The 15,306-nt window shown below is 41.0% G+C and carries 13 protein-coding genes; 9 read left to right on the top strand and 4 right to left on the bottom strand.

The features are described from left to right. Positions 1-41: 41 nt before the first annotated feature. The 3 genes from JOC77_RS16460 to JOC77_RS16450 all read right to left on the bottom strand — a co-directional run bounded on the left by JOC77_RS16460 (position 42) and on the right by JOC77_RS16450 (position 3,861). Positions 42-1,454, bottom strand: coding sequence for a sigma-54 interaction domain-containing protein (locus tag JOC77_RS16460; RefSeq protein WP_204545375.1), 1,413 nt, complete (start codon positions 1,452-1,454; stop codon positions 42-44). Between the two features lie 98 nt (positions 1,455-1,552). Continuing rightward, complete coding sequence (locus tag JOC77_RS16455; protein ID WP_204545366.1) at positions 1,553-2,338, bottom strand: 3-hydroxybutyrate dehydrogenase; 786 nt, start codon at positions 2,336-2,338, stop codon at positions 1,553-1,555. 80 nt (positions 2,339-2,418) lie between these two features. Then, positions 2,419-3,861, bottom strand: coding sequence for a GntP family permease (locus JOC77_RS16450; RefSeq protein ID WP_204545363.1), 1,443 nt, complete (start codon positions 3,859-3,861; stop codon positions 2,419-2,421). A gap of 429 nt (positions 3,862-4,290) precedes the next feature. Here JOC77_RS16450 and argC point away from each other — a divergent pair, with 429 nt between their 5' ends. From argC to JOC77_RS16410, 8 genes are all read left to right on the top strand, one after another. After that, positions 4,291-5,325: an N-acetyl-gamma-glutamyl-phosphate reductase gene (gene argC, locus JOC77_RS16445; protein ID WP_204545360.1), complete on the top strand. Its 1,035-nt coding sequence runs from the start codon at positions 4,291-4,293 to the stop codon at positions 5,323-5,325. 14 nt (positions 5,326-5,339) lie between these two features. Continuing rightward, a complete protein-coding gene (argJ, locus tag JOC77_RS16440) occupies positions 5,340-6,572 on the top strand; it encodes a bifunctional ornithine acetyltransferase/N-acetylglutamate synthase (RefSeq protein ID WP_239558838.1) in 1,233 nt (410 codons plus the stop codon). 14 nt (positions 6,573-6,586) lie between these two features. Further along, positions 6,587-7,372, top strand: a complete 786-nt coding sequence (argB, locus tag JOC77_RS16435) for an acetylglutamate kinase (protein ID WP_204545358.1) — start codon at positions 6,587-6,589, stop codon at positions 7,370-7,372. Further along, positions 7,369-8,523 carry an acetylornithine transaminase gene (locus tag JOC77_RS16430; RefSeq protein WP_204545356.1) on the top strand — a complete coding sequence of 385 codons (1,155 nt, stop codon included), beginning with the start codon at positions 7,369-7,371 and terminating at the stop codon, positions 8,521-8,523. The genes argB and JOC77_RS16430 overlap by 4 nt, the downstream gene beginning before the upstream one ends. Positions 8,524-8,608: 85 nt before the next feature. Continuing rightward, positions 8,609-9,688 carry a carbamoyl phosphate synthase small subunit gene (locus JOC77_RS16425; RefSeq protein ID WP_204545354.1) on the top strand — a complete coding sequence of 360 codons (1,080 nt, stop codon included), beginning with the start codon at positions 8,609-8,611 and terminating at the stop codon, positions 9,686-9,688. Continuing rightward, positions 9,681-12,797, top strand: coding sequence for a carbamoyl phosphate synthase large subunit (locus JOC77_RS16420; protein WP_204545352.1), 3,117 nt, complete (start codon positions 9,681-9,683; stop codon positions 12,795-12,797). Before JOC77_RS16425 ends, JOC77_RS16420 begins: the two co-directional genes overlap by 8 nt. A gap of 2 nt (positions 12,798-12,799) precedes the next feature. Beyond that, positions 12,800-13,759: an ornithine carbamoyltransferase gene (gene argF / locus JOC77_RS16415; protein WP_204545350.1), complete on the top strand. Its 960-nt coding sequence runs from the start codon at positions 12,800-12,802 to the stop codon at positions 13,757-13,759. Positions 13,760-13,877: 118 nt separating this feature from the next. Beyond that, the gene (locus JOC77_RS16410) at positions 13,878-14,063 is read left to right on the top strand and encodes a YjzC family protein (RefSeq protein WP_204545348.1); all 186 of its coding nucleotides are present in this window, start codon (positions 13,878-13,880) and stop codon (positions 14,061-14,063) included. Between the two features lie 132 nt (positions 14,064-14,195). On the opposite strand, the gene JOC77_RS16405 is transcribed toward JOC77_RS16410, so the two are convergent. Then, positions 14,196-14,384, bottom strand: coding sequence for a DUF2929 family protein (locus JOC77_RS16405; protein WP_204545346.1), 189 nt, complete (start codon positions 14,382-14,384; stop codon positions 14,196-14,198). Positions 14,385-14,561: 177 nt separating this feature from the next. Between JOC77_RS16405 and JOC77_RS16400 the strand changes: the two genes are divergently transcribed. Beyond that, positions 14,562-15,290: a hydrolase gene (locus JOC77_RS16400; protein WP_204545343.1), complete on the top strand. Its 729-nt coding sequence runs from the start codon at positions 14,562-14,564 to the stop codon at positions 15,288-15,290. Positions 15,291-15,306 lie beyond the last annotated feature (16 nt).

The raw sequence follows: 15,306 nt of genomic DNA, 5'->3' as shown, positions 1-15,306 counted from the left end.
ATGAATGATTTCATAAGCGGCTTTTTTATGAAGCAGGCTGCCTAGTTTATATTATAAAGCTTGCATTTATCATAAAAACTCGTTTTGCCGATGCCGAGCATTTTTGCGGCTTTTTGTTTATTCCCATCAGCAAGTTTAATAGCCTTTGCAAGGGCAGCCTTTTCTACAGCAGCCATTATTTCCTTGAGGGGCTGTATAGACTTCTCCTGATCTAGCTTATCGGAAAGGGATGGGGGATAGCCAGCTTCTGCCTCTTCCAGGTCGCGCAGGTATAAAGGCAGGTGTTCTAAGCATATTTCCCGTCCATCTAATACATTAATAGCTCTTTCCAGAACATTCTCCAGTTCTCGGATATTTCCTGGCCAGGAATGCTTTTCGAGAGTAATTTCTGCTGAATTAGATAAATATATGCCTTGTCTGTTAAACTTTTTCTCAAGTTTTTTCAGAAGAATGTATGCAATAGGCAGAATATCTTCTCTTCTTTCTCTAAGAGGGGGGATTTCTACCTTTAGTACATTTAGACGGTAATATAAATCCTGCCTGAATTTACCTTCATGAACCATCTCTTCCAGATTTCTGTGTGTTGCAGCGATAATACGGACATCTACTGCTTTGGGGCTCTGGCCGCCAACTCTCTCGATTTCCTTTTCCTGAAGAACCCTCAAGAGCTTGCTTTGCATGAGAAGAGGCATATCTCCAATTTCGTCCAGAAAGACAGTTCCCATATGCCCAAGTTCAAATTTCCCTTTTTTGCCGCCTCTTTTAGCTCCGGTAAAGGCTCCTTCGTCATACCCGAACAGCTCCGATTCTAACAAATTTTCAGGTATAGAGGCACAATTAACACGAATGAAGGGATAATGTGCCCGGGTGCTGTTCTGGTGGATGCTGTGGGCAAATAATTCTTTGCCGGTGCCTGATTCTCCAATAAGCAGAATGGAGGACTGGCTGTGAGACCCTCTTTCGGCAAGCTGTTTAGCTTCTACAAAACGCGGGTTATTTCCGGCAAGGTCGCTGAAACGATATTTACTTTTATGCTCTTTTTCAAACTTTCGTTTATAATACTGAAGTTCATCCAGCAGAGGCTGAATTTTGCTTGAATAATCCAGCCACTCCTGCGGGTTTCGGAATATAACCGTACCTGCCGCACCGACCAGTTCATTGTTTACGTATAAGGGATAACGATTAGCAATCATTTCACTGCCTTTAATAGGCTGCACAGACGATAATTCAGGAATGCCGGTATTGGCAACAATATGCATCCGTGTATTTTCTATAACTTGATCTACGTGTTTACCTATAGCATCCATCGGGGTTATATTCAGGAAGTCACAGTAGGCTGAATCCATATATCGAATGATGCCTTTACGATCCACCACAACTAACCGTTCAGCTACAATATTAATGACTTCTTTAACCCATTCAACCGGAAGAATATCAATACCCTGCTGGTTCATGTGCAGTCCACCTTATTTGTTTATCATGATTACCTATTATACTAACAAACAAGCTGGCCTGACCACTTTGGTGTCGAAAGATTCTAATAATTACTACTCTATTGAACTGTATATCCCCCGTCTAATACACATGCCTGGCCTGTTACGCCTTTAGCCTTGTCACTCGCAAGGAATACTGCATAGTCAGCAATTTCTGATACATTCAGCAGCCTTTTCTGTGGTACTAAAGGATAAATAACCTCCTCAAGGACCTTTTCGAGAGGGACATCTCTAGTAGCAGCCAGATCTTTTAACTGGTTCTGTACGAGCGGAGTATTGACATAGCCAGGGCAAAGGGCGTTCACCGTAATGCCATCGGCTGCTCCTTCTAGAGCCGAAACCTTTGTCAGTCCAATCAGGCCATGTTTGGCACTATTATAAGCTGATTTTCCTGAAAAACCTATCAGGCCGTTAATGGACGCCATATTAATAATTCTTCCGTACCCTTGGTTTTTCATAATGGGGAAGGCGTGCTTTATTGCCATAAAAGGAGCAGTCAGCATAACCTTAATGAGAAATTCAAACCTTTCTGTCGGAAAATCTTCAATTGGTGAAACATGCTGAAGTCCTGCATTATTGACTAATATATCAAGCCTGCCAAATTGTGAAATTGTTTCATTGATGCAGCTTTTTATAGCATCCTCATTGGTTACATCACATGCCAGTCCTATCGCCTCAAAGCCTTCAGCGGTCAATTGGGAAGCAGCCTCCCTACTTGCTGCTTCATTTAAATCTGACAAGACCACTTTTGCTCCTTCGGCGGCAAAGGCTTTTCCTATCTGCAGTCCAATCCCGCTTCCTGCGCCTGTAATCAGGGCTACTTTATCATGTAATAATGATTTCACACTTTCGCCTCCACTGTTGATGATTTAGTAAGCAGCAGGGCCATAATCGAGGAGAATGGCCCTGCATCTATAACTGGCTTTTATTTAAGCCCTGTCAGGCTGTACAATCCAATAATTAAAAATACAGTCAGTGTTTTTATGATGGTAATTGCAAAGATATCTTTATAGGACTGTCTATGTGTAAGTCCTGTAACAGCAAGAAGGGTTATAACTGCTCCATTGTGAGGGAGAGTATCCATACCGCCGGAAGCCATGGAGATGACCCTATGCATAACTTCTGGCGGAATATTAAATTCATTAATGGCAGCAATATATTTGTCTGACATGGCAGCGAGTGCAATACCCATTCCGCCGGATGCAGAGCCTGTTACACCTGCAAGTGTAGTTGTGGTAATGGCACCATTTACAAGCGGATTCGTAAATGTTTCAGAGATTCCTTTACTTACTGCTGCAAATCCAGGCAAGGAAGAAATAACTCCTCCAAATCCATATTCAGCTGCCGTATTCATAACAGCCAGCAGTGCTCCGCTTATGCTAAGATTCAAGCCGGCCTGGAAATTGGTTGTGACTTTTTTCCAGTCATAAAGAATAGTTGCAATGATTCCGATTGCAAGTGCCATTTCAACTGACCAGATTGCTACGACGGCAGGTGTTTCCAGTTTTACAAAGGCATTTAAGCCAATAGCAGAAAAGTCAAAGCCGTTTGGATACCATTTAGGAATATTGATGGTGAATATTTTATTCATTACTCCTACAAGGATAAGGGGTACAAATGCCAGGATCTGCCTTAAAGGAGATGAAGTTTCAACCGGGAGTTTTTCATCTTCAGGCGGAAGGCTTGCAGCTGTGCTTGTATCTCCAGCAGCCAATTCAGAACCGAATCCAGTATAGCCTTCCCCTGCAGCTGCAGCTTTTTTGCGCTGGTGCTCTAGATAAAGCATCCCGACAATCAATATAAAGGCTCCGCCGATGATGCCGAGTAAAGGTGCAGCATAGATGTCTGTCTTAAAAAATGTGGTCGGGATTACGTTTTGAATCTGTGGTGTTCCAGGAAGAGCATCCATGGTAAACGTAAATGCTCCGAGAGCGATTGTACCCGGAATTAAACGTTTTGGGATGTTTGCCTCTCTGAATAAATTAGCTGCAAATGGATAAACCGCGAATACTACTACGAATAAGCTTACGCCGCTGTAAGTTAAAATAGCTCCTAACAGTACGATGGCTAATATAGCTCTTTTTGCGCCAACTAATTTCGCAATTGTTTTTGCTATGGACTCAGCTATTCCAGACATTTCTACAACTTTTCCAAAAATCGCACCAAGCAGGAAAACAGGAAAATAAGATTTTATAAAGCCGACCATTCTTTCCATAAATATGTTGGAGAAGAACGGCAACACATAACTTGGATCGGTTAAAAGGACAGCAAATAGTGCACAGATTGGAGCAAATAGAATAACTGAAAATCCTCTGTAAGCTACGAACATCAACAAGCCTAGCGATAACAGTATGATAATAAACTCCATATATATCCTCCCTTGTAAAAAAAATCGTCAATAGAAAGCGTTTACAATAATTTGTAAAATTTTTATAGCTTACTTACTTAGGACTAGATCTTGTTTTTCACCTCCCATGTTTTAGCTTTTTAAAAAAAGGGTAACTCTTAAACGTTATAATGCAATTTCCATGCCAAAAGTAAAAAGGGGGATATTTATTAACAAAAGTCGGAAAATTGCAACATTTATTTTTATGGGTTCCGGAATTTCGGAAAATACATTCTAAACTCTCCCGAGATATCGGAATATTCCAGGAACGCGGAAAAAGCACTATTTATCAGAATTTTAAATAAAAAACTAAAAATACATAATAATGCATTTGCATTTATTTTTATTCAGTCATATAATGTATAACTAAATAAAGGGAAACTATTTTACCAGTCTTGGAGATGATGATAGTTGAAGGTTTCTATCGTAGGAGCGACGGGATACGGCGGTGCGGAATTAATTAGAATAATAAATAATCATTCAAGCCTGTCTTTAGAGAGTGTCCACTCTTCCTCGAAAACGGGGCAGGCCATATCCACCGAATATCCACACTTTATGCATAAGATAGAGAAAATTCTTATGGAGATAAATCCGGAACAAATGGCGAAAACTTCAGACCTTGTTTTTCTTGCTACACCTAACGGGATTTCAAAGGGACTTACCCCATTTTTTAAAGACTTGAATATAAAGGTAATAGACCTATCTGGAGATTTAAGATTAAAAGACAGAGAGCAATATCAAAAGTGGTATAAGAAAGAAGCAGCATCTGAAGAAGTAACCGGCTCTGCTGTTTACGGACTTTCTGAATGGAATCAAGAAAACATCTCGCAGGCAGATATTATTGCAAATCCAGGATGTTTTCCAACAGCTTCTTTACTGGGGCTGGCTCCTATTATAAAAAATTTCACTTCCATTGAAGATATAATTATAGATGCAAAAACAGGTGTATCGGGAGCAGGAAGATCACTTTCTTCGGCTTCACATTTCAGTGAAGTAAATGAAAATCTAAAAATCTATAAAGTTCATGAACATCAGCATACTCCGGAAATTGAGCAGCAAATTAAAGCTTGGAATAAAAATTCGCCTAATATTAGTTTTTCAGCCCATTTAATTCCAATGACTAGAGGAATTATGGCGACAATGTATGTCAAGGCAGACCGTGTTACCAGCTCCCGGGAAATTTGGGATTTATATAAGGAAGCCTATGAAGGGAAACCTTTTGTCCGGCTTCATCCGCCTGGTTCTTTCCCTTGTACGAAGCATGTATACGGTTCCAACTTCTGTGATATAGGAGTTGCATACGATGAGCGTACAAACCGAATCACGATTGTGTCAGTAATTGATAACTTAATGAAAGGGGCTGCGGGCCAGGCCGTCCAAAATGCAAACCTGATGTTTGGTTTTAATGAAAGTGACGGGCTGCTGAATCTGCCGCTATTCCCATAAACCAGGAGGAAGACATGGAAATCATTAAAGAGAAAAGCGAACTGAAAAAAATAATCAATGGAAGCATTTTATCACCTCTAGGCTACAAAGCAGGCGGGGTACATGCAGGGCTCAGATATACCAAAAAAGACCTGGGAATTATTCTATCAGAAGTTCCGGCGTCTTGCGCAGCTGTTTATACAAAAAATATATTTAATGCTGCTCCCTTACAAGTTACTAAGAATAGTATTTCCATAGAAAAAAAACTGCAGGCCATTATAGTAAACAGTGCCTGTGCAAATGCTTGTACAGGGAAGCGCGGTTTAGAGGATGCCTATGAAATGCGGAGCTCTACCTCAAAAGCTTTCGGTATTTCTGAACATTTAGTGGCAGTAGCTTCCACAGGTGTAATCGGAGAATTTCTGGATATGCAGAAGATAAAGCAAGGCATCAATCTGCTTAACCCAGTGGCTGAAACTTGCGGAGCTGCAGATTTTGAAACAGCCATTTTGACTACAGATACAGTTACAAAAAATACAGCTTATTCAACTTATATTGATGGAGTTAAAGTAACGGCAGGAGGTGCTGCCAAAGGTTCAGGAATGATACATCCCAATATGGCTACAATGCTTGGGTTTGTAACGACAGATGCCAATATAAGTTCGGATGCCCTGCAGAGTGCTCTATCAATGGTAACGAACCAGACATTTAATCAAATAACAGTGGATGGGGACACATCCACTAATGATATGGTCATCGTTATGGCTAATGGCCAGGCAGGAAACAAGGTGCTGGATGAAAATCACCCTGAATGGCAGAAATTTATTGAATTGCTTAAGTTAACATCGGAAGAGCTGGCAAAGCAGATTGCAAGAGATGGAGAAGGAGCTACAAGGCTGATTGAAGTGAATGTTTCCGGCTGCAGGACTAACGAAGATGCACAAATGGCAGCTAAAACGATTGTAGGAAGCAACTTAGTCAAAACAGCTGTTTTTGGTGCAGACGGGAATTGGGGACGCGTAATAGCAGCAATGGGAAGAAGCGGAATCACCTTTAATCCTGAGGATGTAACAATCTGCTTTGGAGAGACAGTCGTGTTAAATCATAGTGAACCGGTATCATTCAGCGAAGAAACAGTCACAGATTATCTTAAAAAGGATTCAGTTGTAATCAACGTCTTGCTGGAAGAAGGAAAAGGTGCCGGCACTGCCTGGGGCTGCGACTTAACATACGATTATGTAAAAATTAATGGAAGCTACAGATCTTAGGCGGAGGTTTACGAATGAAAGTAATTGTCATAAAGTGCGGAGGCAGTATTTTAAACAGCCTTTCAGAAGACTTTTTCTTAAGCATAGACAGGTTAAAGAACAGCGGCTTCCATCCAGTATTGGTTCATGGCGGCGGACCGGATATTAATGAAACCCTGGATTTATATAAAATTAAGCCTGAATTTAAAGATGGATTAAGGAAAACAACTGAGGAAGTAATGCATATAGTGGAATTAGTGCTGTCGGGAAAAACAAACCGCAAGCTTGTAAATCTTCTGGAGCATGCCGGGCATAAAGCGTTAGGGTTAAATGGGTCAGACTGCTCACTGCTACAAGCAGCTTTTGTTAACTGGGAAACACTTGGATTTGTGGGCAAGGTAGAATCGGTAAATAAAAACCTTCTGGAGTCTATTCTAGAAATAGGATGCATTCCTGTTATCACTCCAATAGCATCCGGACCCCATGGGCAAAAACTTAATGTTAATGCTGATATGGCAGCTGGCGCTGTTGCAAGTGCATTACATGCTGAAATGTGCGTGTTTGTAACAGATGTGGATGGAGTTTTGAAAGATGGAAATCTAATCCAGGAGCTTACCGTACAGGAAGCCATAAAGCTTATTGAAGAAGGAACTGTATATGGAGGTATGAAACCGAAGGTAGAAACAGCTCTATCAGTTTTAAGCCAGGGAGCAAAACGAGTGATGATTGCAAGCGGGAAAAATAAATTTTATGATAATAACTCTTTTATCGGAACAGCTTTTGTCTCTGAAAATTTATATATGAAGGGAGCAGCAAAATGAGCCATTTGTTTCCAACCTACGGACGCTGGAATATTGAACCAGCTGCAGGCAAGGGATCCTATTTAATCGATCAAACAGGAAAAGAGTATTTAGACTTCACTTCTGGAATAGGAGTTCTCAATTTCGGGCATTGCCACCCGGACATTACAGAGTCAGTGAAAAAGCAATTAGATAAGTTTTGGCACACGTCAAATTTATTTTCGCTGCCTGTTCAGGAAGAAACAGCATCCGCTATAGCAGAGCTATCAGGACTGGAACGGGTTTTCTTTTCCAACAGTGGAGCAGAAGCAAACGAAGCTGCTATTAAACTGGCAAGGAAAGCAACTGGTAAATCAAAAATCATAACCTGCTATCAGTCTTTCCATGGCCGGACCTTTGCTACAATGGCGGCAACAGGACAGGAAAAAGTCCGTACCGGTTATGGACAGATGCTGGAAACCTTCAAATATATTGAGTTTAACAGTATTCAAGATTTAGAGGACGCTGCTGATAATGAGACGGCTGCCATTATGTTGGAGATTGTTCAGGGCGAAGGTGGTATTCATATCATTAAGCCTGAATTTATCAAGAAATTGGAAGAAATCCGAAGCAAAACAGGGGCTTTGTTGATTATTGATGAAGTACAGACTGGAATTGGGAGGACAGGTAAGTCTTTTGCCTTCCAGCACTTCGACATTAAGCCGGACATTATTACGCTTGCTAAAGGGCTTGGAAATGGAATTCCGGTAGGAGCTATGGCAGGAAGGGAAGAGTTAGCCGAGTTTTTTGGACCTGGCAGCCATGGTTCTACATTCGGAGGTAACCCAATATCTTTAGCCTCTGCAAAAGCTGTGCTATCTGAGCTTACTAAAGAAGGATTTACACGTAGTGTCGAGGAAAAAGGCAAGCTGCTTATTGCACGTTTACAGGATGAGTTACAAGAGTCACCAGTTGTGAAAGAAATTAGAGGATTAGGCCTTATGGTCGGCATTGAGCTGAAAGAGGATGCAGCACCGTACCTGAAAGCTCTTCAGAAACAAGGACTGTTAACTCTGCCAGCCGGTCCGAATATAGTAAGGCTTCTTCCTCCGCTGACAGTAACTGAAATTGAATTGAATAAGGCCATTGAACATATAGCTCAAACATTAGCAAAAAAGAAACAGGTTGTTTAGCACAATAAGAACCTCGTGTTCTTATATCTAAAAATGCATAAATATTCTCAATAACAAATAAATATACACATGTGAGGGAGCCAGAATGAAGGGATATTTACATTTGAAAAACGGAGACACGTTTGAAGGAGAATGGCTGACAGACACTGCTTGCACTGCAGTGGGAGAAGTCGTGTTTTATACAGGAATGACCGGCTACCAGGAGGTGCTGACGGATCCTTCCTACAAAGGGCAGATCATTGTTTTCACTTATCCGCTTATAGGCAATTATGGAATTAATAAAGAGGATTTTGAAAGTAAAGTCCCGCATGTCGCAGGAGTGATTGTGTATCAAGGAAATATGAAATATTCCCATTATCAGGCTGAATGCTCACTTGTACAATATCTGAATAAATGGAACATCCCGATGCTGGGAAAAGCAGATACAAGGGCCATTGTGAAGAAGATCCGCAAAGAAGGTTCGATGTCTGGAGCAATGGCTGCAAAAGCCACAGAAATTCCAGATCTTATTCCTCTCAGTAAAGCAGGATTGGTAAGCCAGGTTACCTCTCGGGAAATTTCCTCCTACGGTAAAGGCAATCACCATATTGTTTTGTATGATTTCGGATATAAAAAATCCATTCTTGATGAACTTCTAGCAAGAAACTGCAAAGTGACGGTGGTTCCGTGCCACACTGCTCCAGAAACTATACATGCATTAAAACCGGATGGAATTGTGTTATCAAACGGTCCTGGAGATCCCAAAGCAATGAATAGGTTTATGCCATTTATTAAAGAAGTGATTAAAAAATATCCAACTATGGGTATCTGCCTTGGCCACCAGTTGATCGCCTTAGCTTTTGGCGGGGATACGGAGAGACTTTTATTTGGACACCGAGGAGCCAATCAGCCAGTCATTAATATGAATACAAAGAGAGTGGTCATGACTTCTCAAAATCATGGGTATGTTGTGAAAGAAAAAAGCATTTCTCAAGCTCCTTTATTTATTTTGTATAAAAATGTGAACGATGGAAGTATAGAAGGTCTTCAGCATAAAGTACTGCCCATCGTATCTGTCCAATTTCATCCGGAGGCCAATCCTGGTCCATGTGAAAGCAATTATATTTTTGATGAATATATGGAAATGGTGAAACACAAATCTGGGAGAGAAAAAGCATATGCCTAAAGATACTAGCTTACAAACCATCTTAGTTATTGGATCAGGTCCAATTGTAATCGGCCAGGCGGCTGAATTTGATTACGCAGGAACTCAGGGCTGTCTGGCTCTTAAAGAAGAAGGCTATAAGATTATTCTTGTTAATAGTAATCCTGCGACTATTATGACAGATGAAATTCATGCTGATGCCGTTTATTTTGAGCCCCTAACAATGGAAGTTATAACCAGGATCATTGAAAAAGAAAAACCTGATGGTCTTCTAGCCACTCTAGGAGGCCAAACGGGGCTGAATCTGGCTTATGAGCTATATGAAGGCGGTATACTAGAAAAGTACAAGGTCAGACTGCTCGGAACTCCGATTGAATCCATTAAAAAGGGTGAAGACAGGGAACTGTTCCGCAATTTAATGTATGAAATCAATGAGCCAGTACCAGAAAGCAGTATTATTAATACGGTAGAAGATGCAGTCTCATTTGCTGAAAAAATTGGTTTTCCGATTATTATCCGGCCTGCTTATACACTAGGAGGAACGGGTGGCGGCATTGCTGAAAATATGGAGCAATATCATGAGCTGGTACGTTCAGGACTGCAGGAGAGTGCCATTCATCAATGTCTGGTAGAAAAGAGCATTGCAGGTTTCAAGGAAGTCGAATATGAAGTCATGAGAGATGCCTCCAATACTTGTATAACAATCTGTAACATGGAAAATATTGATCCTGTTGGTATCCATACGGGTGACTCCATCGTAGTGGCTCCCTCCCAGACTTTAACAGATGAGGAGTATAACCTTCTTCGGTCGGCCAGCATAAAGATCATTTCATCCCTTGGAATTATTGGAGGATGCAATATTCAGTTTGCTCTCGATCCGCAAAGCAAAAAGTATTATTTAATTGAGGTTAACCCAAGAGTAAGCAGGTCTTCAGCACTCGCTTCAAAAGCAACAGGATACCCTATCGCAAGAATAGCCGCAAAACTTGCAGTTGGATATACACTGGATGAATTAGTTAATCCGGTTACAAAAAGCACTTACGCAAGCTTCGAGCCGGCTTTAGATTACACGGTAGTTAAGTTTCCGCGCTGGCCCTTTGATAAATTTCCTGAAGCATATCGAAAATTAGGAACCCAGATGAAGGCGACCGGAGAAGTAATGGCTATTGAAAGAAGTTTGGAAGCAGCCTTGCAGAAAGCCATTGTCTCGTTAGAGCTAAAGGTAAACGGGCTGGAAATGGAGTCATTAAAATCAGTCTCCGTTCCAGATTTAGTAAATCTGATCAAGAAATGTACAGATGAGCGTCTTTTTGTCATTTTTGAATTGTTGAGGAGAGGCATTACAGTTTCTGAAATCCATCAGGCTACGGAAATAGATTATTTCTATTTAAATTGCTTTAAAAACCTGATAGATACAGAAAATGAGATATACTCCAAGGCACTTGAAACGGTAGAAAAAGAACAGCTTCAAGCTTACAAGGAACAAGGTTTCCAAGACTCATTCCTAGCCCATGCCTGGAACGTTTCCGAAGCAGAAATCCGCAGTAAAAGAAGGCATTTTGGTGTCATTTCAGCTTATAAAATGGTAGACACCTGTGCTGCCGAGTTTGAATCGAATACCAACTATTTTTACTCTACTTATTTTGGGGAAAATGAGCAAAAGCCATCTTCCAGCAAAAAAGTCCTGGTTATTGGAAGCGGACCGATCAGAATCGGGCAGGGCATCGAATTTGATTATTGCTCTGTTCATGCTGTATATGCACTAAAAGAAAAAGGCTATGAAGCTGTTATGATTAACAACAATCCCGAAACAGTGAGCACGGACTTTGCTACCTCAGACCGATTATATTTTGAGCCATTAACCCTTGAATCGGTCCTAAATGTAATTGAAGCAGAACAGATCGAATCAGTATTGGTACAATTTGGCGGCCAGACTGCCATTAACCTGGCAAAGGGTCTAGAAGAAAACGGGGTTAAGCTTCTTGGAACAAGTTTTGATACTTTAGATCAAACAGAGGATAGAAGCCGCTTTTACCAGCTCCTTCAGAAGTTGAATATTCCGCATGTTCCGGGTTATGAGGCTGCTAATGAGGAAGAGGTATACCAGCTCGCCGGCACAATTGGATTTCCTGTTTTGTTAAGGCCTTCTTATGTAATAGGCGGGAGAGGAATGCTGGTATTTGATTCTCTTCAGCAGCTTAAGACTAAAATTCAAGATGGCTGGGCAATTGACTACCCTGTTCTAATTGATAAGTATATTCCTGGTATGGAAGCCGAAGTGGATGTAATTGCCGATGGTGAATCTGCCTATATTCCTATGGTAGTAGAACATATAGAAAAAGCAGGTGTCCATTCAGGAGATAGTATGGCATACCTACCGGCGCAAACGATCAGCAGCCAGAATAAAGATCTTATGTCTGAGTATGCACGCCGAATCGTAAAAGAGTTGAATTATAAAGGTTTAATGAATATTCAATTTGTACTGGACAGCAATAAGGTATATGTACTTGAGGTAAACCCTAGGGCCAGCAGGACTATTCCTATCATCAGCAAGCTGTCAGGAGTATCGATGGTTCAAATAGCGACAAAAATATTGCTTGGGAAATACTCCTTGTCGAATGTCGAAGAAACACATTCTCCAGAATTTCCTTTTATAGCTGTTAAATACCCTGTTTTCTCAACTTATGCTCTAAGCGGACTGGATTCAAAAATCGGCCCCGAGATGAAATCAACAGGGGAAGGAATCTCAATCAGTAATTGCAGGGAAAAAGCCCTGCAGAAAGCCTTCCTGCAAAAAAACAAAAACTTTACGGTTCAAAATGAAATTTTGATCAGCTCCAGTGTAAACCTCTCAGCTGAACACGAAGCGCTCATAGCGGAAAAAGGATTTACAATTATTAAAAATGTAGATCTTGAATCATGGTTCCAGGGAGGGAAAGGCGCAGCCGTGCTTGCATGGGGGATATCTGAAGAAGACCAAAGGCTTAGGGAGAAAGCTGTGAAATATCGTCATTATATGTTTTCAGAACCTGAGACTTTCCAAGCTTTCTTAGATTCAGCTGCCGCAGATACTATAACTGTTACCTCATTGCAGGAATGGCAAAAGAAAAATAAAGTGGGAGTGAGGTAATCATGTTGAATAGTGCACCTTCAGTTAAAGGAAATATATTGGGCCAGAAGGATTTCCTTACAATATCAGATTTTACCTCGGATCAAATAGCAAGCATACTGGAATCAGCAAAAAAGATTAAAGCTAAAAAAACTTTGGGGGAAAGCTATCTTCCGCTAAAAGATAAAACGCTGGGGATGATATTTGAAAAATCATCAACCCGTACAAGAGTTTCCTTTGAAGTTGGAATGCTTCAGCTTGGCGGAAATGCGCTGTTTCTAAGCAGCAATGATCTGCAGATTGGCCGTGGAGAAACCATTGCTGATACAGCACGTGTACTTTCTGAGTATTTAGATGGGATTATGATCCGGACCTTCAGCCATGAAAGGGTAGAAGAGTTAGCTAAGTACGCATCCATTCCAGTTATAAATGGGCTGACTGACTTAGCTCATCCCTGCCAGGCGCTGGCTGATTTAATGACCATTTCGGAGATAAAAGGTCCATTAAAGGGGTTGAAGATGGCATACATTGGTGATGGGAATAATATGGCCCATTCCCTTATGGCTGCCTGTGCTAAAATGGGTATGCATTTTTCGATAGCATGTCCAAATGACTATGAGCCAAATCAGGTTTGTATACAATCTGCGAAGCTGCAAGGAGAGAAGAATGGCGCCGAAATCATAGTCACTGGGGATGCTGCGGAAGCGGTCAAAGATGCCGATATTATATATTCAGATGTCTGGACTAGTATGGGCCAGGAAAAAGAAAATGAAATAAGACTGGAAAAGTTTAAAGACTTTCAAATTAATGGTGATCTCATTCAGAGTGCCAAGCACAATTTCCTCTTTATGCATTGCCTTCCTGCCCACCGGGGAGAGGAAGTAACGAGTGAAGTGATTGATGGCCCGAATTCTGTCATCTTTCATCAAGCAGGGAATAGATTGCATGCGCAAAAGGCATTATTGGTGGATTTAATGCAATAAGAAAAGAGAATCCGGGTTTTTAACCCGGTTTTTTTATTGTCTTCAGTAAAAGGTGTGATGATCTTGTAATGGACACCGTATTTTAGCTAATAATAATGGGGAAAAGGAGGGATAACCAATGGGGCAGAATCATCGATTTAAACCAGGAAATAAAGCACCTAATAATGGGAATTATGTAGAAGTAGGTGTGGGCGGCAGCATGGTAGTCAACCCGCGGAATATTCATCTGAACGCAGGAGAACCATTCCCCGAAACTTCCAATCATGAAAGACAGTGGACGTACGCACCAAAACCGCAGCATTAACAGAGCACGAGCATACGGGTAATCTGGAAAATCAAGGTCCACCCGCGCCGGGATCATGTAAAAAGGGACTTCCTGTGGGAGTCCCTTTTATACGTTCACCAATATAGCACTTACGGCGCTTTTTGGTTTAGATTAATGATGGTAAGCTTTTGCAGGCTCATCAGGAATAATAGCGCCTACAATTAAAATGAGAACAGTCACGACTACACCCAGGATTGCCCCTTGAGCGAAGTCTGGCTTAACACCATTCATTGCGCTTACTACATATGTAAGCATTTGAACTAATAAAAAAGTCCAGAAAAAGGTCCAGAATACTTTCACAGAATTCACCTCAATCCTATTACATCATCACTATTTTATCATAAGCCAGCCATTTAAAAAACGGATTTTTTTGATTTCTTTTATATGATCACCCATGCATTTAGAGATCCTCTATAATATTATAGAATATAGGACAATCATATATATAAAAATCAGCACACAAAGGGGAACCCGGTAATGAATCAACGTACCTTCCAGTTTGATGGTCAATGGAATATCGTATACTATCCTGACCGGCCAAGCGGGTTCGCGATCATGATAATCGGTGAGAGAAACCATTTTGTAGATGAGAAAAGCAGCTTTTGGCTGCAGCATCCAGGACGGGAACAGATATTGAACCAGTTAAAATCGGCGGGCTATACACTTTATTCGTCTAACTTATATGGAGCTAACTGGGGAAGTGATAAATCTGTATTTTTAGCTAAGCGCCTTCACCATTTAATAATGAAAAGTGAAATCTTAAATGACCGGATTCATATCCTGGCAGAAGGGACAGGAGCGCTGACTGCCCTAAAGCTTATGAAACTCCTTAAGGGAAATGTGCGATCTGCTGTTTTTCTTAACCCATGCCTTTCCTTAAATGAAAAAATACAAAGGGAGAAAGAGCGTAAATTTTTTCTGAATAGACTAATGAAAGAACTATCTGAAGCCTATGAACTTGATACGGAACAAAGAGAACTTTTTCAAAACAACGCCCATCCGGATTACCTCGATATTAATGTCCCCTTAAAAATTATTCATGTACTTGGAACGGGCGGAGAAGATCAGTCTCATTTATATAAACGCCTAATAGACAGCCAAAAAGAAGAAATTGCGGTTGAAGTTCAGTACCTTTTAGCCGAAAAACGTTATAAAATCGCCGCGCAGGCCCGCCAGTTTTTCAAAAAGTTCGAAGATATCCTTTAAATTCGAAAAAAAGCGA

The sequence above is a fragment of the Peribacillus deserti genome, assembly GCF_016909175.1.
Classification (GTDB): domain Bacteria; phylum Bacillota; class Bacilli; order Bacillales; family DSM-1321; genus Paraperibacillus; species Paraperibacillus deserti.
This window is presented reverse-complemented; position numbering and strand designations above follow the sequence as displayed.